Origin of the sequence: Flagellimonas spongiicola, assembly GCF_023502425.1 — a bacterium.
In the GTDB taxonomy this organism is placed as follows: Bacteria; Bacteroidota; Bacteroidia; order Flavobacteriales; family Flavobacteriaceae; genus Flagellimonas; species Flagellimonas spongiicola.
Genome location: NZ_JAMFMA010000004.1, coordinates 1 through 18,300, shown reverse-complemented (window position 1 = coordinate 18,300; position 18,300 = coordinate 1). Strand labels below are relative to the sequence as shown.

At 38.7% G+C, this 18,300-nt stretch carries 17 protein-coding genes; 8 read left to right on the top strand and 9 right to left on the bottom strand.

What is annotated here, in order from left to right; all coding sequences use genetic code 11:
• Nucleotides 1-85: 85 nt before the first annotated feature.
• The gene (gene bshC / locus M3P19_RS14910) at nucleotides 86-1,687 is read right to left on the bottom strand and encodes a bacillithiol biosynthesis cysteine-adding enzyme BshC (RefSeq protein ID WP_249658493.1); all 1,602 of its coding nucleotides are present in this window, start codon (nucleotides 1,685-1,687) and stop codon (nucleotides 86-88) included.
• Between the two features lie 144 nt (nucleotides 1,688-1,831).
• On the opposite strand from bshC, the gene M3P19_RS14905 reads away from it, so the two are divergent.
• Both M3P19_RS14905 and M3P19_RS14900 read left to right on the top strand, forming a co-directional pair.
• Complete coding sequence (locus M3P19_RS14905) at nucleotides 1,832-4,282, top strand: M14 family metallopeptidase (RefSeq protein WP_249658492.1); 2,451 nt, start codon at nucleotides 1,832-1,834, stop codon at nucleotides 4,280-4,282.
• A 105-nt stretch (nucleotides 4,283-4,387) separates the two neighbouring features.
• On the top strand, nucleotides 4,388-5,713 hold the full coding sequence (locus tag M3P19_RS14900) for a carboxypeptidase-like regulatory domain-containing protein (protein WP_417953933.1): 1,326 nt from the start codon (nucleotides 4,388-4,390) through the stop codon (nucleotides 5,711-5,713).
• Nucleotides 5,714-5,758: 45 nt separating this feature from the next.
• Here M3P19_RS14900 and rocD read toward each other — a convergent pair whose 3' ends face one another.
• The 3 genes from rocD to M3P19_RS14885 all read right to left on the bottom strand — a co-directional run bounded on the left by rocD (nucleotide 5,759) and on the right by M3P19_RS14885 (nucleotide 8,074).
• Nucleotides 5,759-7,003, bottom strand: a complete 1,245-nt coding sequence (gene rocD / locus M3P19_RS14895) for an ornithine--oxo-acid transaminase (protein ID WP_249658491.1) — start codon at nucleotides 7,001-7,003, stop codon at nucleotides 5,759-5,761.
• Nucleotides 7,004-7,149: 146 nt separating this feature from the next.
• Complete coding sequence (locus M3P19_RS14890; protein WP_249658490.1) at nucleotides 7,150-7,530, bottom strand: DUF6768 family protein; 381 nt, start codon at nucleotides 7,528-7,530, stop codon at nucleotides 7,150-7,152.
• On the bottom strand, nucleotides 7,520-8,074 hold the full coding sequence (locus tag M3P19_RS14885; RefSeq protein WP_249658489.1) for an RNA polymerase sigma factor: 555 nt from the start codon (nucleotides 8,072-8,074) through the stop codon (nucleotides 7,520-7,522). The genes M3P19_RS14890 and M3P19_RS14885 overlap by 11 nt, the downstream gene beginning before the upstream one ends.
• Before the next feature lie 117 nt (nucleotides 8,075-8,191).
• On the opposite strand from M3P19_RS14885, the gene rlmD reads away from it, so the two are divergent.
• From rlmD to M3P19_RS14865, 4 genes are read left to right on the top strand one after another with little or no spacing between them, the layout of a single operon-like run.
• Nucleotides 8,192-9,604, top strand: a complete 1,413-nt coding sequence (gene rlmD / locus M3P19_RS14880) for a 23S rRNA (uracil(1939)-C(5))-methyltransferase RlmD (protein ID WP_249658488.1) — start codon at nucleotides 8,192-8,194, stop codon at nucleotides 9,602-9,604.
• A gap of 29 nt (nucleotides 9,605-9,633) precedes the next feature.
• Complete coding sequence (locus M3P19_RS14875; protein ID WP_249658487.1) at nucleotides 9,634-10,146, top strand: DUF6452 family protein; 513 nt, start codon at nucleotides 9,634-9,636, stop codon at nucleotides 10,144-10,146.
• Complete coding sequence (locus M3P19_RS14870; RefSeq protein ID WP_249658486.1) at nucleotides 10,127-10,897, top strand: DUF6048 family protein; 771 nt, start codon at nucleotides 10,127-10,129, stop codon at nucleotides 10,895-10,897. The genes M3P19_RS14875 and M3P19_RS14870 overlap by 20 nt, the downstream gene beginning before the upstream one ends.
• A gap of 8 nt (nucleotides 10,898-10,905) precedes the next feature.
• Nucleotides 10,906-11,247 carry a VOC family protein gene (locus tag M3P19_RS14865; RefSeq protein ID WP_249658485.1) on the top strand — a complete coding sequence of 114 codons (342 nt, stop codon included), beginning with the start codon at nucleotides 10,906-10,908 and terminating at the stop codon, nucleotides 11,245-11,247.
• A 56-nt stretch (nucleotides 11,248-11,303) separates the two neighbouring features.
• Here the strand turns inward: M3P19_RS14865 and M3P19_RS14860 are convergent, their stop codons facing one another.
• Together M3P19_RS14860 and M3P19_RS14855 are read right to left on the bottom strand one after the other, a co-directional pair.
• Entirely contained in the window at nucleotides 11,304-11,537 is a 234-nt protein-coding gene (locus tag M3P19_RS14860) for a hypothetical protein (protein ID WP_249658484.1), read from the bottom strand.
• A gap of 62 nt (nucleotides 11,538-11,599) precedes the next feature.
• On the bottom strand, nucleotides 11,600-12,757 hold the full coding sequence (locus M3P19_RS14855) for a THUMP domain-containing class I SAM-dependent RNA methyltransferase (RefSeq protein ID WP_249658743.1): 1,158 nt from the start codon (nucleotides 12,755-12,757) through the stop codon (nucleotides 11,600-11,602).
• A 55-nt stretch (nucleotides 12,758-12,812) separates the two neighbouring features.
• On the opposite strand from M3P19_RS14855, the gene M3P19_RS14850 reads away from it, so the two are divergent.
• Both M3P19_RS14850 and M3P19_RS14845 read left to right on the top strand, forming a co-directional pair.
• A complete protein-coding gene (locus M3P19_RS14850; protein WP_249658483.1) occupies nucleotides 12,813-13,502 on the top strand; it encodes a ZIP family metal transporter in 690 nt (229 codons plus the stop codon).
• A 127-nt stretch (nucleotides 13,503-13,629) separates the two neighbouring features.
• Complete coding sequence (locus tag M3P19_RS14845; RefSeq protein ID WP_249658482.1) at nucleotides 13,630-14,805, top strand: hypothetical protein; 1,176 nt, start codon at nucleotides 13,630-13,632, stop codon at nucleotides 14,803-14,805.
• Nucleotides 14,806-14,884: 79 nt separating this feature from the next.
• Here M3P19_RS14845 and trhA read toward each other — a convergent pair whose 3' ends face one another.
• From trhA to M3P19_RS14830, 3 genes are read right to left on the bottom strand one after another with little or no spacing between them, the layout of a single operon-like run.
• Entirely contained in the window at nucleotides 14,885-15,520 is a 636-nt protein-coding gene (trhA, locus tag M3P19_RS14840; RefSeq protein WP_249658481.1) for a PAQR family membrane homeostasis protein TrhA, read from the bottom strand.
• A gap of 3 nt (nucleotides 15,521-15,523) precedes the next feature.
• Nucleotides 15,524-16,858, bottom strand: coding sequence for an amidohydrolase family protein (locus M3P19_RS14835; RefSeq protein WP_249658480.1), 1,335 nt, complete (start codon nucleotides 16,856-16,858; stop codon nucleotides 15,524-15,526).
• Nucleotides 16,859-16,917: 59 nt separating this feature from the next.
• Nucleotides 16,918-18,231, bottom strand: coding sequence for a hypothetical protein (locus tag M3P19_RS14830; protein WP_249658479.1), 1,314 nt, complete (start codon nucleotides 18,229-18,231; stop codon nucleotides 16,918-16,920).
• Nucleotides 18,232-18,300: the final 69 nt, after the last annotated feature.

Sequence of the window (18,300 nt, the reverse complement as noted above, 5' to 3'; positions counted from 1 at the left end):
CATTTTTGGTTTTTTTTTGAAAAAAAGCGGTTTCTACATCTAAATCACTGAATAACAGCTAACTGTACTCGATAAAATAATAGATCTAAACTGTTAAAACTGAGAAGTTTTCAGAAAGTGGATCCAAGCTTTGTATTAAAACCTCAACCAATTCATCACCTATTTCCAAGTATAACTCTGAAAAATTGAGTTGTCTTTCTTGAAGTGATTGATTGGGAAATAGTACATTTTGAATATCGGTCATACGAACTACATGATCGCGAAGCTTTTTCTTCTGAGCCTTTAAGAGACGTTTTTCCAATGCATCAAGACCTTGTTTTTGTTTTACTTCCTGTGCTTTTACTGCACCAACGAAGGACTTGTCTGTTTGTTCCGCTAATTCATACATATGTTGGAATTGCTCCTCCAACAGTTTCTTTTGAGGCGAAAAGTCGATATCTATATTAGAAATTTCTCTAATCTTCTTATTGATTAAACTAGTTTGTTTTAAAAACAAGTCAGCGACATTAAGACCGAGATTGTCAATTTTGTTTTTCTGTTTTTCGGTGATTACCAATGCGGAGTTACGTAGCAGTAACATTGGGAATGTAACTCCAAACGCTTCGAAGTAATCCTTTAACTCCAACCAATATGCCAATTCTCCACCACCTCCGATATAACACAGATTAGGTAAAATGACTTCTTGATATAGGGGCCGGGCTATTACATTAGGCGAAAAACGCTCTGGAAATTCCTCTAGCTCGCTTTCCAATTCGGAAGCGCTAAAACGAATTTGCGTGTTCACCACTTCAAAACCATCATTTTTATTTACCAGTCGTTCCCGAATGCCTTCCTTATGATAGAAGTAATTTATTTCTCGTGGATTTACTTGGATTTTATACCCAGGATTGATTTCACTTAAGCTCTTTATTGATTTTTCAACCGTGGTGTACGCTTCATTTTTAAAAATATCCCGTTTGGCGTATGGCACTAATAGCTCCTTCAATCTCTTGTCATCACCATCAACAATCACTAATCCATATGCTCCAAACAGCTCATTCGCTAAGTAACGTGTAGCTGCGGTCAAACTAGAATGTTCCAAGTACGCTTTCTGAAACAATGCTTTTATCGCTTCAGCCCGTTTGGTTGAACCTAGTCTTGAAGAAAAACTATCCATTATAGCTTCCAAGCCTTCTGTATCCAAAGTACCTACCGCTCCAGAAGCATCTCGATTCCATTGTACTTTTTGGCCTTGAAAATTGAAATAATTGATTTCGTCGAAATCATGATCCTCTGTGGCCATCCAATAAACAGGTACAAACTCACGCTCTGGATACCTTTCCTTCAATTGCACCGTCAAATTTATGGTGGATACAATTTTATATAAGAAATATAGAGGGCCGGTAAACAAATTCAATTGATGGCCTGTTACTACGGTGAATGTGTTAGCATTCCCTAATAAATCTATGTTTTCGATAGTGCATTCCGTAGCTGTAACCTCGGTATATTGATTTTTTAACGCATTAACCAGTATGGCCCTGTTTTGCAATGGAAAGTTCTTTTCCTTTTCCTTTAGTTGTGCTTCAAAATTTTCGAGTTTGGGAAATCGGTTATAGAAGGGTTTTAAATTTTCGTCTTGATCCAAATAGTCACAAATCAGTTTTGAAAAATAACCTGTTTCCTTAAAGGGTATACACTCTACTTCCATCAATTTTTAAAATGAAGTGCTAAAGATAGCTCTCTTCTTTTTTTCTCTTCCTAAAAATAAGTTAATTACCGTCTTCCAACCTATCCTCCACCCTGCCATATCTGGATTTTATTGTTAGATTTGGATTCCGCTAAAAACGCACATATGACAAGATTTTTATTTTCATTGTTTCTTCTAACCGCTTCATTTTTAACAGCCCAAAGTTTAAAATCCCCTTCGGAATTCTTGGGTTATGAGCTTGGTACTGAATTTACGCGACATCATGAAGTGGTTGATTATTTTGAGTATCTGGCTGAACAAGCGCCGGACATGATGAAGTTGACTACCTACGGACAGACCAATGAAAGAAGACCGCTACTGTTGGCTTACCTTTCTTCGGCAGAAAATATGTCCAACTTAGAACAAATAAGAGAGGAACACTTAAAAGATTTGGACGAAAACGGTAATGGGTCTAAAGCAATAGTTTGGTTGAGCTATAACGTGCATGGCAACGAAAGTGTGGGCACTGAATCTTCCATGCAAACCATTTACGAATTACTTACAACCAAAAAATCGTATTTGGAAAATACAGTTGTAATTATGGATCCTTGTATTAATCCAGATGGACGTGATCGCTATAGCAATTGGTACAATCAATACAAAAATGCGCCATACCAAGTAGATCCCAATAGCAAAGAACATAATGAAGGTTGGTGGAGTGGAAGAAGCAATCATTATATGTTCGATTTAAATCGGGACTGGGCTTGGCTGACACAAGTGGAAAGTCAGCAACGTCTTAAAGTATACAACAAATGGTTGCCGCATGTACATGTGGATTTTCACGAGCAAGGGGTGGACAACCCTTACTATTTCGCCCCTGCTGCAGAACCTTATCACGAGGTTATTACAGATTTTCAGCGGGATTTTCAGGTTACCTTGGGTAAAAACCACGCCAAATATTTTGATGCAAATGGATGGTTTTATTTTACCAAAGAGTTTTTTGATTTACTCTATCCAAGTTATGGCGACACCTACCCTACGTATAATGGGGCTATTGGGATGACCTACGAACAAGGCGGTAGCGGTCGTGGTGGACTCGGTGTAATCACAAGCATTGGTGATACGCTTACCTTAAAGGACAGAATAGCACATCATCATACGACTGGTTTATCAACGGTAGAGGTTTCTCATTTGAATGCGGATAAATTGAATACCGAATTCCGGAAGTTTTACCAGAATAAAAATTTCAAATACAAAAGTTATGTGATGAGCGGTAATGCGGACCATATTGAGTCTTTGAAGCAATTGCTCCAAAAACACCAGATAAGATATGGAGTACCAACTTCCAGTACCGTTAAAGGTTATAATTACCAAAATGGAACCAACGGTAGCATGTCTGTGTCGAATAACAGTTTGGTAGTTTCCACCAATCAAGCGAAAGGCACCTTGGTAAAAGTATTGTTTGAGCCTGACGCCAAACTTAGTGATTCAGTTACTTATGATATTACGGCATGGTCATTACCTTATGCTTATGGACTAAATAGTATAGCTTCCACTTCCTTGATTCCAGAAAGTACACCGACATCTAAAACAATCACCAATACCATCAATAATCAGGTATATGCGTATATCGCTGATTGGAATAGTATGAATGATGCTAAATTTTTAGCGGCCTTGTTAAAAAGTGGAATTAGAGTTCGTAAAGCCCATCATCCATTTTCGTTAGAGGGAAGATCCTTCAGAAGAGGGAGTTTGATAATTACAAAAGGGGACAATCAAAACAATGCGGATTTTGAATCCAATCTTACCGCTATTAGTAAAGCATTTAAGCAAGAGTTGGTTCCTGCCAGCACTGGTTTTGTAGATTCAGGTAAAGATTTTGGGTCACCTTATGTAGCAATGATCAATGATCCTAAAATCGCTGTACTTTCAGGCGAACCTACGTCTACTTTAAGGTTTGGAGAAATCTGGCATTTTTTCGAACAACAATTGAAATATCCAATTACGGTTCTTGACAGTGAATATGTAAATAGAGTTGATTTAGATACGTACGATATTCTTATTCTTCCTGGTGGACGTTATGGAGCACATTTTAATGAAGGGCAATTATCAAAACTCAAGGAATGGGTTTCCAGTGGTGGTAAGCTAATTGCCATGGGTGGCGCCATAGACGGTATTGATGGCGACAAGGGCTTTGGTATCAAAAAGAAGGAAACTGACGAAGAAAAAACCAACAACCAACCTCAACCGCATAGCAATGGTCAGCGTGAACGCATCAAAAATGCAATCACCGGAGCTATTTTCAAGGCAAAAGTAGATAACACACACCCCTTAGCATACGGTTATGGTTCAGATTACTTTACCTTGAAACTGGGGAATGCCAGTTACGATTATTTAAATTCCGGGAACGCTGCCTATTTGGTTGGCGAAAATCCAAAACAAGTATCAGGTTTCGCTGGTAGTGAAGCTTTAAAGAAAATTGGAAATACCCTGGTATATGGCGTCGAAAATGTTGGTCAAGGCCAAGTAGTGTACATGGTAGACAATCCGTTGTTCAGAGGATTCTGGGAGAATGGAAAACTGTTTTTTGCCAACGCACTTTTCATGGTGGATTAACTAATTTTAGTATTGATTTCGAATACGTTGCGTGCGCATTTATATGCCAGATGAATTTCAAAAATTTGTATCTTTATAGATAGTTCATCAATAAAATACAAGGTTATGAGTTCATATTTTCTATCAATATTAAGACGTATTGGGGTTCTTCCTTTCAGCATTGCACTATTTGCTCTTTTGACATTTCCAACTGGTCTAATGGCCCAATCTGAAGAGTCAACTGAAGGAGCAGCTAAGCAATACCGCGGTGAAGTCTTTGACGAATCTTCAAAAAAACCGTTGGTTTTCGCAACGCTATCGGTTGAAGGTACCAACATAAGTACAATAACCAACACCGAAGGAAACTTTCTTCTAAAGGTTCCTGAAGATATAACGGATGGTACGGTAGTCGTTTCTTTTTTGGGTTACCAAAGCAAAAACATTCCCCTATCGAGTTTAAAAAACAATAAGAATAAAATTTCCCTTTTGGTTTCTGTGACAGCATTAGGTGAGGTAGACATCAATGCACCCAAAGATGCCGCCGCATTGGTGAAGGAAGCACTGGCGCGCCGCGGGGACAACTATTTTGATGACCCCACTTTAATGACGGCATTTTATCGGGAAACCATAAAAAAGAGACGTAAGAATGTATCGCTTTCCGAGGCCGTTGTGAACATTTATAAAACACCTTACAGTTCTTTGCGCAAGGATGCTGTTGAGCTCTACAAAGCAAGAAAAAGTACGGATTACAGTAAATTGGATACTGTTGCCTTGAAATTGCAAGGTGGACCTTTCAATACACTATATGTGGATATCATGAAATATCCAGAGTATATTTTTGCTGATGGATCCATAGAGGACTATAGATTTAAATTCAGCAGATCAACACGTATTAATGATAAACTCGTATTTGTCATCAAATTTGAACAGTACGAAAGCATCAAAGACCCACTTTACAAGGGGGAGCTCTTCATTGATGTTGCCAATAAAACCCTTACAAGTGCGATCTATACTTTGAATATTACCGATAAAAACTTAGCTGCACGTTTGTTTGTACGAAAAAAACCTGCAAAAGTGGATGTGTGGCCCACAGAGGTTGCATACAGGGTTGATTACAGGGAAAAGGGAGGAAGATGGTATTATGGTTACAGCAATGTACTTTTGGAATTCAAAGTGGACTGGGAAGACAAACTTTTCAATTCCGTATATAGTATGACCGCAGAAATGGCTGTTACTGATTGGGAGAAAAACTTGGATGGTCAGTTACCTAAAGTGAGAGAGCGTCTAAAGAAATCAATCATTTTAAGTGAAGAAGCTGTTGGTTTTTCAGACCCTGATTTCTGGGGACAGTATAACATCATAGAACCAGAGAAGTCAATTGAATCTGCAATTCGAAAAATCCAACGACAATTAAGACGGGCAAGGGCTAAAAACGGTTCCGCAGCTCCTTAAAAAGAACTAATTGTGATAAAAAAAAAGCCCCTTTTTGGGGCTTTTCTATTTTTCAAACTCTTGTAATGTTTTTATGATTATTGAAACACAATCCATGAGTTGCTCTTGATTCATAACCAAAGGTGGTGCAAATCGTATAATATTGCCATGAGTTGGTTTTGCCAACAATCCGTTATCTCTAAGTGCCAAACAGATGTTCCAAGCAGTGTCACTATCTTCGGTATCATTGATCAATATAGCATTCAACAATCCCTTACCTCTAACTTTGGTCACCAAATCACAGGTTGGAATAAATTTATTTAGCTCTTCCCTAAATAAAATTCCCAGTTCCATGGCATTTTCTGCCAATTGCTCCTCTTGAACCACCTCTAAAGCTGCTATACCAACAGCGGCTGCAACTGGATTTCCTCCAAAGGTACTTCCATGACTACCAGGTGTAATCACATCCATGATTTCATCATTGGCCAAAACTGCCGAAACTGGATAAGCACCTCCTGAAAGTGCCTTACCTAAAACCAAGACATCAGGTTTTACATTTTCATGGTCTACAGCAAGCATTCTTCCTGTTCTCGCAATACCAGTTTGAACTTCATCCGCAATAAACAATACATTGTGTTTTGCACAAAGCTCACGTGCGGCTCTCAAATATCCTTCTGTCGGAACGTATACTCCAGCTTCTCCCTGTATCGGTTCTACCAAGAATCCTGCAATATCCTTGTTGGTTTCCAGTACTTGCTCCAAAGCTTGTAAGTTGTCATACTCGATTTTAATGAATCCATCGGTGAATGGACCATAGTCATTTCTGGCAACAGGGTCATTGGAGAAGGAGATAATCGTAGTCGTACGTCCGTGAAAATTGTTTTCGCATACCACTATTTTAGCCTGATTCTCTGGAATACCCTTTTTTTGGTAAGCCCAGCGTCTACAAATTTTAACTGCGGTTTCCACGGCTTCCGCACCCGTATTCATGGGTAACAATTTGTCAAAACCGAACAATGAGGTCACATATTCCTCATATGCCCCAAGTTTATCATTGTAAAATGCCCTTGACGTAAGTGTCAAGGTTTTTGATTGGTCCACCATAGCCCCTACAATTTTAGGGTGACAGTGTCCTTGGTTTACAGCCGAGTAGGCCGATAAAAAGTCATAGTACTTTTTTCCTTCAACGTCCCATACATAAACACCTTCCCCCCTGCTCAAAACAACAGGTAGTGGGTGATAATTGTGGGCTCCGTGCTTGTTCTCAAGATCTATCGCTTGCTGCGATGTTAGATGTTCTAAAACAGCCATTTTAGTAATTTTTAAATTTATAAAACAACCATTCCTTCTGTACCTTTATTCTTTCGAGGATTCGAAAAAGCAGCGTGGGAGAGAAATCATCCCTAGTAGAGTCGCAAAAATATCAATTATTTGTCCAATTCCAAGGAATTCTATGTTCACTTCTCGTGCGAAAGTGCGGAAATCTGCAACTCCAAACGCTTTAGCTCACGCAGTACATCATTTTTATCCATTTGCATCCACACATACAACTTAATCATACTCATACATGCCAAACTGGCCATTATCCCAAGTCCCCATTTTATTAGTTCTTGGGTAACATCTGTATTGAAAAAACCAATTAAACAGTAAATAAGGAATCCTAAAACACCTAAATTTGCAATGTTCATGACAATGGCTAACCATGCCATCTTTCCTTTGAAAACACCACCTAATTTGCCCATCATGTTTTGTTCCCCAAGTTCATCATAGAATTTAGCTTCCTCCTGTGTCAAGGCTTCTTTAATCATTTCATCAATTTCTTCCATCTTATTTTTCATGGTCTTCGTTTTTTAAGATTTTCTTCAATTTTTCTCTAGCATGAAACAACCTCGATTTTGCCGTACCGACCGAAATATCAAGTATTTCCGAGATTTCATTCAAACGGTAGTCCTGTGTATAGAACAGTTTTAAGATTTGCTGCTGGTTTTCCGGTAATGATTTGATCGCCTTTGCTACTTCCTGCAATTTCGATTCTTGAACATTTCCATCAAACTTTGGCTGTTGTTCCTCAGCTTTAATATTATTAAGAATTCTATGTTTCCGTTTTTCTCGATTCAGATGGTCCAAACATTTTCTGGATACTATTTTGGTCGCCCAACAACTAAAACTATTTGGATCCTTCAGAACGTTCAATTTAAGGATGATAACCCTCCAGGAGTCCTGAACAATGTCTTTGGAAACTTCAATGTTCTTGGTAAAACCAAAGGCGTGATTACAAAGTCTCTTATGATGCCTTTTCACCAAAAGTTCCAAAGATTTTTGGCTCCCTTTTTGGAATTCCAAAACCAATAATCCGTCAAAAACAAATTGCGTTTTTTTCATACTTCTAATACAAGGACGTGCCGGTATGGAAAAGGTTCAAATTTTGTATCAAATATTATGAAGCACATTTTTACAAGTTAGTTGTTCCGAATGGAAACCTATGGTTATTTTTGCCCCATGCGTAGAAAAAAGAGGCGACAGACCTTTGAACATGTTGATGTTGTAGATGCCGGAGCAAAAGGCAAATCTGTTGGAAAAGCACCAGACGGAAGGGTTATTTTACTTACCAATGCCGTACCCGGGGATGTTGTGGATGTAATGACCACAAAAAAGCGTAAGGCCTATTTTGAAGGTGTTGCTACACATTTCCATAAGCTTTCGGAAAAACGTACAGCACCAAAATGCGAGCATTTTGGCGTCTGTGGGGGATGCAAGTGGCAATATATGGCTTATGAACACCAGCTGGACTACAAGCAAAAGGAAGTTGAAAATAACTTAAAACGAATTGGAGGAATCGAATTGCCCCAAACCAATTCAATTTTAGGATCAGACAAACAATATCTCTATCGCAACAAAATGGAATTTTCATTTTCCAGTAGTAGATGGCTTACACAAGAGGAAATTGATTCCAATACCGATATTGAAGATAAGAACGCGCTAGGTTTCCATATTCCAGGCATGTGGGATAAAATCCTTGACATAAAAAAATGTCACTTACAAGCTGATCCTAGTAATGAAGTTCGTCTGGCAACCAAAACTTTCGCAATCAACCATGGTTTGGAATTTTTCAATCCTAGAAGTCAACAGGGCTTATTACGGACCTTGATGATAAGAACCACGAGTATAGGGGAAGTCATGGTATTGATTCAATTTTTCAAGGAGAACAAGGAACTGCGCGAACGCTTGCTCAATCATTTAAAAGATACATTTCCGCAAATCACTTCCCTACTTTATGTCATCAACGAAAAACAAAATGATACCATTTATGATCAAGAGGTGGTATGTTTTTCAGGAAGAGATCACATTTTTGAGGAAATGGAGGGATTGAAATTTAAAATTAATGCCAAATCTTTTTACCAAACCAATTCTGAACAAGCCTATGAGCTATATAAGGTAACACGGGATTTTGCCGGACTGACTGGTGATGAAATCGTGTATGATTTATACACTGGAACCGGGACTATAGCACAATTTGTGGCTAAAAATGCCAAAAAAGTAATAGGTGTGGAATCCGTACCCGAAGCAATTGAAGATGCAAAAGCCAACGCATCCATGAATAAAGTTTCCAATGCGGAATTCCATGTTGGAGACATGAAAAATGTTTTTAACTCTGAATTTGTACAAACCCACGGTAAGCCAGATGTCGTTATTACGGACCCTCCAAGGGATGGTATGCACAAACTAGTGGTGGAACAGCTAATAAATGCTGCTCCAAAGAAAATTGTCTATGTGAGTTGCAATAGCGCAACCCAAGCGAGGGATTTGGCACTACTAGATGAACAATATCGCGTTGTTAAAGTGCAGCCAGTGGATATGTTTCCACAAACTTTTCACGTTGAAAATGTTGTACTTTTGGAAAAACGGGTATAATCTTTGATAACCTTGGTTTTAAAATTTTCATGAAAAAAATACTCCCCAGCCTACTATTTATTATGTTGCTTTTGCAAGCAATTTCCTGCGAGAAAGACGATATCTGTGTAGATGGCGACACCCCGCTTTTGGTAATAGGTTTTTTTGATGCTACAGACGAGACTATGGCGAAGGAAGTACCATCATTACGCATCAAGGAGGTCATACTCGACAGTAACATCAATACGATAGCAGACCGCAGTAGCGCATTGGATTCCATTGGTGTTCCATTGCGAATCAATGAGGTTAGTACACAATTTGCATTTATAATGGATTCTGCTGATGATGCGGATACTGGGGAAGAAACTGGAAACATCGATACCTTAACGATAAATTATGAGGTTCGGGAAAACTTTGTTTCAAAGGCTTGTGGCTTTGTGGCCAACTTTGATAATATATCGGTGACACTTCCTGCCAATGCAGCCAATTGGATTCAGAATATAACTGTGGAACAAGAAACGGTTGAAAACTCGCAAAATATCCATGTCAAAATATTTCATTAGCCTTTTTTTCTTGTGCTTCCCGTTAATGGGAATTTCACAAAGCGAACCTATTGATCTTCAGCAAAAAGATACAGTAGCCTATAAAGAACAATACGGTTTGCGCATAGGTGCAGACCTTAATAGATTGGTGTTTTCATTTATTGATGAGGATTATACAGGGTTTGAAGTCGTGGGCGATTTTCGTTTAACGGAAAAACTCTATTTGGCCGGAGAACTTGGTAACGAAGAAAAAACAATCTTTGAAGACTTGGGCAACACGCCGCTTTATAATTACACTTCCAAAGGAAGCTATTTAAAGCTAGGGGTTGACCTTAATACCTATGAAAACTGGTTCGGAATGCGCAATGCCATCATTATTGGCGGTAGATATTCGTATGCAACTTTTAGTCAAACACTTAACGATTATAAAGTTTTTGATAGCAACCGATTCTTTAATCCAGATGATTTCTTCCCTGGGGTGAATGCACCGGAAGAATTCAGTGGATTGAGTGCTTCTTGGTTGGAAATGGTGATAGGAATCAAGGCAGAGCTTTTTGCCAATATTTATGTGGGAATGAGCGCGCGTTTGGGCTTTTTGGTAACGAATTCCGAAAGTGAAAGGTTCCCAAACCTATGGATACCTGGATTCAACCGAGTGACCGATGGCAGTAATTTTGGAGTTAGCTACAATTACACCTTATCGTACATGATTCCGTTCTACAAAAAATCCAGAAAGAAGAAAGAAACTCCTCCTACACCAGATAACCAATAATTTAGACAATGCAAAATTCACACATTGATTACGTTGAATTCAAAGCTCATGATCTTCAAAAGATCAAGGCGTTTTATTCCAAGATATTTGGATGGGACTTTACAGACTATGGCCCAACATATACTGCATTTTCCAATAGTGGTCTACAAGGTGGATTTGAACTTACCGAAGCACAAATTAGCCAAGGTGCTTTGGTGGTACTTTATCATGAAGATCTGGAACACATTCAACAAGAGATAGAAAACGCAGGTGGTGCAATTGTAAAAGAGATTTTTTCATTCCCTGGTGGTCGCAGGTTTCATTTTAAAGATCCTTCCGGAAATGAACTTGCAATTTGGTCAGATAAATAAATTTTAAAAACAGAAAAAAAGGAGCTTCAGTGCCCCATTTCTTTTAAGTAGCTTTACTAGGCCACTTTCTTCAATGCCTTCTTAGCCAGATTTGCCTTTTTCTCTGCCTTTTTCACTTCCTTTTTTTGAAGCTTAGCTAATTTGGCAGCTTTTTGAATGGCTTTTTTCTTCACGTTTTGTTTTTTATAAGCCTTCACAAGTTTCAGAGCTTTTTTAGCCTTCTTCTTCTGTTTAGAAACTTCTTTTTTGGCTTTCTTCAATTCCTTTTTCAACTTGCTTTTTTTGGACATATCGCTTCAAATTTGAGACTTATAAAGTTAATTGATTTCACATCAATAAAAAATTAATGTAATTAAGCCCCTGTGTTTCCTTTCTTACTTCCTGCATACATCTCATACATCACCAATCTGGATTCCAACTTTCCGTTAAATACCTTAATGCGTCTTGAAGTTTTTAAGCCCACATGCTTCAAGGCGTCCAAATTTGAACTTATCAACCAAGCATCCGTACCTGGATACGCCTGCTTTAAAGTGTCTCCTATTTTGCCATAAAATACCTCCGGGTCTATTTGGAGTCGCTCTCCGTAAGGTGGATTGAAAACCATGTGCAATTTGGAATCCACAGGTTTTTCTGTTCTGAAAAAATCTTTTCGCTCTATGGAAATGTAATCTTCAAGATTGGCAATCTCCACATTTTCTTGGGCTTTACGTACAGCAGAGGGAGCCTTGTCATAGCCAATGATTTTATGATGGAACTCTCTTGTTTTGTTCAAACTGGCATTTACGATTTTTTCGTGTAGCTCCGCATCATAATCGTTCCAACGCATAAAAGCATAAGATTCTCGATTGATATTCGCCGGAATATTGCAAGCAATCATCCCAGCTTCAATCAAAATAGTTCCACTACCACACATAGGGTCTAAAAAGTCGGTCTGACCATCCCACCCACTGTGCATGATCAAACCAGCGGCCAGCACCTCATTGATTGGAGCAATATTTGTAGTAATTCTATACCCCCTTTGATGCAATGATGTACCTGAACTATCCAAGGAAACTGTACAATTGTTTCGGTATAAATGGATATTGATACGTACATCCGGGTCATGCGAGTCTACATTGGGACGTTCACGGGTGACCTCCCTAAACTTATCCACAATGGCATCCTTGGCACGCTGGGAAACAAACATGGAGTTTCGGAAAACATCTGAACTCATTGTGGTATCAATGGCAAAAGTCTTGTCCTTGCCAAAAAGCTGCGGCCAATCAATGGCATATACATTCCGATACAACTCCTTTTCATGTGAAACCTTAAAACGTGAGATTGGCTTCATGATTTTCAGTGCTGTTCGTAAACAGAGGTTCGCCTTGTACATAAAACCTAAATCCCCGTCAAAAGATACATTTCTCACGCCCTCTTGGACGTTTCCTGCACCTAAATTTCGTAATTCTTTGGCCAACAAGGGTTCAAATCCAAATAAGGTCTTGGCCAACATCCTATAATTTCCTGCCATATCGGAAAATGTGTTTCGGCAAAAATAGGCTATTTTTACGCCCTTAAAATTTACCATGCAAATCCCAGTGTATTTTGTGTATCTCATTCCCATTCTAGCTGTTTGGGCAGGATTCTTATTTGTATGGTTGGCCAAGCCCAAGAATAAAAACCATGTTCGATTATTATTGGCTTTTAGTGGAGCGTTCTTATTGGCACTAACATTTTTTGAACTGTTACCTGAGGTTTACGAGCACCATGATTCGCGCACCATTGCCGTATTTATTTTAGCTGGAATATTGTTACAGATTTTCTTGGAATTTTTCTCCAAAGGAGCAGAGCATGGGCATTTACATTTGGATTTGGCAGACAGGAAATTTCCAATACTCTTGTTTTTGAGCTTATCCATCCATGCTTTGATTGAAGGTACACCAATACATGGCAACGAACCTATTTTATATGGTATAGTAATCCATAAGTTACCTGTGGCCATAGTTTTGGGCATATTTGTGCTGAACTCAAACATGGTCTATGGGCTTAAGTTGTTCTTTATGATTGCTTTCTCCCTAATGACACCTTTAGGCAGCTTGTTAGCGAACAACTCCCAGTGGTTAAGTGAACATGGCCAATATTTGACTGCACTTGCCATCGGCGTATTTCTTCATATTTCGACGATCATCCTTTTTGAAAGTTCGCAAGGACATTCCTTTAACCTTCGAAAATTGATTGTCATTATTTTGGGCGTTGGTTTGGCCTATTTTCTCTGATAGCTAAACATCTTCCGTCAACTCAAAAGGCGCATTCATCAATTCATATCGGGGTTCTATCCATTAGGGTAAAATGAGTACGGATTGTGCATCTACTTTCGCTGCATAACCCGTAAACCTTAATACAATGAAAATTCAAAGAATTGCCCTTCACACACTGGTTATCGGACTTGGTCTATCCCTATTGAATTGCGGTAAAGACGAATCCCCAACTCCTACAGATGATGATACACCTACCGAAACATTTTACAACATTGCCTCAGCCACTATCAATGATAATGAATATACTGCGCCTGAGGCCTTGAGTTTAATGTATTCAATTGACAATGGTGAATCTTACTCTTCCGAGCAACCCCAAGACATGTCCACGGGTGACGAACTCTGGATTAAAATCAATAATGGATCTAAAGATATTGGCGAAGATGATTTTTATTTTGATTGGTCCAATTCAACTCCAGTACCAGCAGATGCCGAAAATGCCCTAGCCAAATTTGTGGTGAAACAAGCCAATCCTGTAATTAATGTTGCCGTGGAAGACAAGGTGGAGCTATTGGTCGTGAACCGCCATTCAGGGCAATTTTCAATCGTAGATCTAACTGATGGCGGAATGACACCTTCATTCACAATATTGGAAGGTGAGGTTGGTCTTGAGAGAATTCGGGGTGTAGTATACAACTATAATGACCATCAAATCTATATTTCTACCTCAAAATTTTCCCAAACCAAGTCGAAATTGCACATTGTGAATCCTAAAACTAAACAAGCAACGGTTATCAATGCAAACGCAGAAGATGATTGGGCAGGCATTGCAGACCTTATAGTTACACCTGAAAACACCATATTGGCCACTATTTCCCAAGGCCAAGGAAATGGGCAAGCGCTTCTAGAATTTGATACTTCGGGAACATATTCTGAACCGAAACTGTTTTCAGGCGATAATACCATTTGTTGTGGCCTAGGTTTGGTCTATGGGAATACAAATAATGAACTAATTGTTGGAAATGGCGCGGTTAATCCGGCAAATCTTTTTAAAGCAAATTTAAATGCAGAGATAACTGAAGCGATCGAATTGACTCTCGTTGATTTTACCGGTGTTGAGAGTAATTCAGATATCTATATTAGAAACTTGGTGAAAGATAGAACAGGTAAAATTTATGCTACCTGTTTTAATGATGCCGATGGTGACATTCATCTATCAGAAATAGATTTGGAGACCAACGAAATGACAGAAATTGTAAAGTTTGAATCCTCATCGGAAGTACAATACAATGGCCTGGTTTTCATTCCAGCTTACGCCTTTTAGGCAGATTTTTTTTATTACTTTATTAGAACATTTTAAAAGGGGCAAGCTTAATAGCTTGCCTCTCTTTTGTTCTAGAATCCTAAGACTTGATTATAAGATATATCATAAACCAATGACTAATTGCTCCGCCTAGTACAAATAGGTGCCAAATAAAATGATTAAAATGAATTCGTTTCATGGCATAAAAGAATATACCCATCGTATAAAACGCTCCCCCTAATCCCATCAAGAGCAGTCCATCATCGGAAAGATTTTTAGATAAGTAAACATAATCCAAAACCACCAAATAGCCCATAACGGCATAAAGCAGTAATGAAAGCTTCTCAAATCTACCGGTGAAGAAAAACTTTAAGAAGGTTCCAAATATAGCGATACCCCAAACCAGATATATCAGCAACCAGCCTTTTGAAGGTTCCAATACCAGTAAACAAACAGGTGTGTAGGTACCTGCAATTAAGTAGTAGATACTGATATGGTCCAATATCCTGAATCTGGATTTCAATTCAGGTCCGTGCACGGCATGATAAACAGTAGAGGCAGAAAACAAGAGTAACACGGAAATACTGTAAACCAAAATACTGGTAAGACCATAATTGAATTTTAGGTCTTGATTAAGGAAAACAATCAGGCCAATAACACCTAATAGTACTCCAAGACCATGCGAATACGCATTCCATTTTTCCTCTAAGACCAACAATCGTTCTTCTGAATCCAAAGATTACTTGTATTGCTTACCGTGCTTAAAGATCATGTCCACATCCTGCAACAAACTGATGTATCGAAGAACATCACCATCCACCGCAATAATATCTGCATATTTCCCCGGGGTTATGGTTCCAACATCATCTGCAACACCCATCCACAATGCCGGCCAATAGGTAGCACCTCGAATTGCATACATTGGATCTATTCCAAATTCATTTACCCAGACATCAAGTTCATTCCAAGTGGATTGACTATGAAACTTCATGGGTATTCCGCTATCAGTCCCTACCAACAATACTACACCAGCATCCAAAAGTTGCTGGATTTTCGTTTTTAACGTCGGTTTTCGCGAAGGTGTCAATTGGAAATAGGGTAAGCGATCTGGATGTTTAATACTGTTTTTGATATCTGTGATCACACTATCCGGTAGACCCAAATGCCATGAATCGTTGTCCAACTTCTCACGATTATCCCTTACATATTCATAATTGTATAAGCCCTCCACAGTAGGACACCAGAATAATGGGCCTTTGTTCATTTGGGCAGTTCGCTCTTTGATCATTTCCATAACATCATCCGGATACCTTGGGGCAGAGGATAATCCTGTATGTTCAAAGCAATCCACACCTACTTCAATTCCTCTTCGGATCTCCTCAGGCCTGTGGCCATGAGCCACTACCTTCAAATTATGCTTATGCGCTTCATCTACTATGGCCCTAAGCTCATCCATAGTCATTTGATCATGATCAATAAGCTTGATCACATCTACTCCTGCGTTCGCTAATTTTCTAATTTTCCGACGTCCATCCTCAGGACTATCAACACCCCATCTAAAATCCTCGGTCCCAGGATATGGCTCATGTTGGACAAAAGGGCCCGAGACATATAAAGTAGCGCCAGGTATCTCGCCATTATTTATGCGATCCCGAACAGAAATACTCTCTTTTAACGGTGCACCAAGGTCCCTAGCGCTGGTAACCCCAGCCATTAGTAGCTGATGTGCGGATGATGGCATTATCACATCTTCAAATAAAGGTGGATACGTTTTATCCCAATAGGCATAATCAGCATGTCCATTAATCATGGTATGCACATGCATATCCCACAAACCTGGCAAGACACTCATTCCTTCTGTACTAATCACTTCAGCGTTTTTAGGCACTGGAAGGGTCTCCACGGTACCTACAGCTTTTATACGCTCGCCTTCTATAAGAATCACACTGTTTTTAATTGGATCAGAACCAAATCCATCAATTAAAGTACCGCCGACTAAAGCTTTTATCTGACCTTGTTGTGCATTGACCATCAATGTCATGCAAACAAATAGAAAGGTTAATTTAGATTTCATAGGTTTAGGTTTACTCGAAGTTAATCATAAAGAATAAGCTGGATTGTATTTACTAAATACTATTCTGGATAATACCAAAATGGGATTTGTATGATACGTCTATAGTAGACTTCATCATTGGAGTGATCCTTTCTGGACACTTCCAAGACATGTTTGCCATTATTTAGGTTACTAATATCCAAGTAGGTTTCAAAGCCTTCCTGTTCTCTTTTATTTAAAGAATACACAAATTCAAAATCATATTGGGTGGTATCAATTTTTAGTCGATACATTTCTTGTAAAGTAGACATGTATGTCCTTAAAAGCGAATCTCGATTTTTTATTTGCACCTTTCCGGTCTCAAAAGTGGAATACAGGCCTCGATTATCTATATCAGGCTTTAAATCTTTGTTGAAATAAAATACATCATCTTCAACGGTACTCCCATATAAAACAAAGACATTCAAAAAGTTATCAGAAATTACTTTAGACGGAATCGAAGCCAGTCGGACATAATTGGTGTTTTTTAGTACAGCATCATCATAATTCTCCTTGTTGGCGATTATAGTGTTCGAATTTAAATCCTTATGCCAGTAGTTAGAGGTACTAAAACCAGTTCCCGCGATAATTGCAACTCCTATATATAGTGGCACCAACACTAGGCTTAGTCTGCGCCCAAATTTGGTATCCAAGAAATTATAGACAATTGGCCTATACAAAAAGGACAAAGTCAAATATTTGAATACCCAATAGATTGGATAATAAAACCACGTTGTCCATTTCTTCTTTTTCAACCAACCTTGAGTAACAAAATCGATGAACGTGAGTGAAGAACCAATACCCAAAAACACAATCAAAGGAATCAGAATCCAGTAGCGTATTAAATCTGATGATCGTTCACCATCAACAGATATACCTAGCACTGTAAACAAAGATGCCAATGCCAATAAGCCAAGTAAATAAAAGAGCAATAAAAAAGTAACGGCAAAAATGACGCTACAATACTTTTCCAACTTTGCAACATAATTGTCGAAAGAACCAACTCTCTTCGTAAGATGTTCCCTAAATTTTGAGCTATAGTTTAATTCATCATAGTCTATATCGCCAGAAACATAGCGCAAGCCCACCGCTCCAATCCACAAGCCTCTTAATATAACGTGGATTAGAAGGTTAATGGTCAATATATACCATGATATCTCGAGTCCCTGCATAATAAAAACGCGGGACATATTGTTGTCATACTGGGCCTCTACATTCGCAATTTCAATGGGTTCGATAATCATGAACAGTCCATAAATTGCAAAACCTGAAATTATCAGTTCCAATTGCCAACTTTCCTGTTGAAGAATATCAAGCCATTGCTTGAATTTTTTGGTTTTAGGATCGTTGCTCATTCGCTTGAATTGGATATTTGCTTAAAGATATCCAATAAAGAAGACAATTAATAGGAGAAAATATTAGCG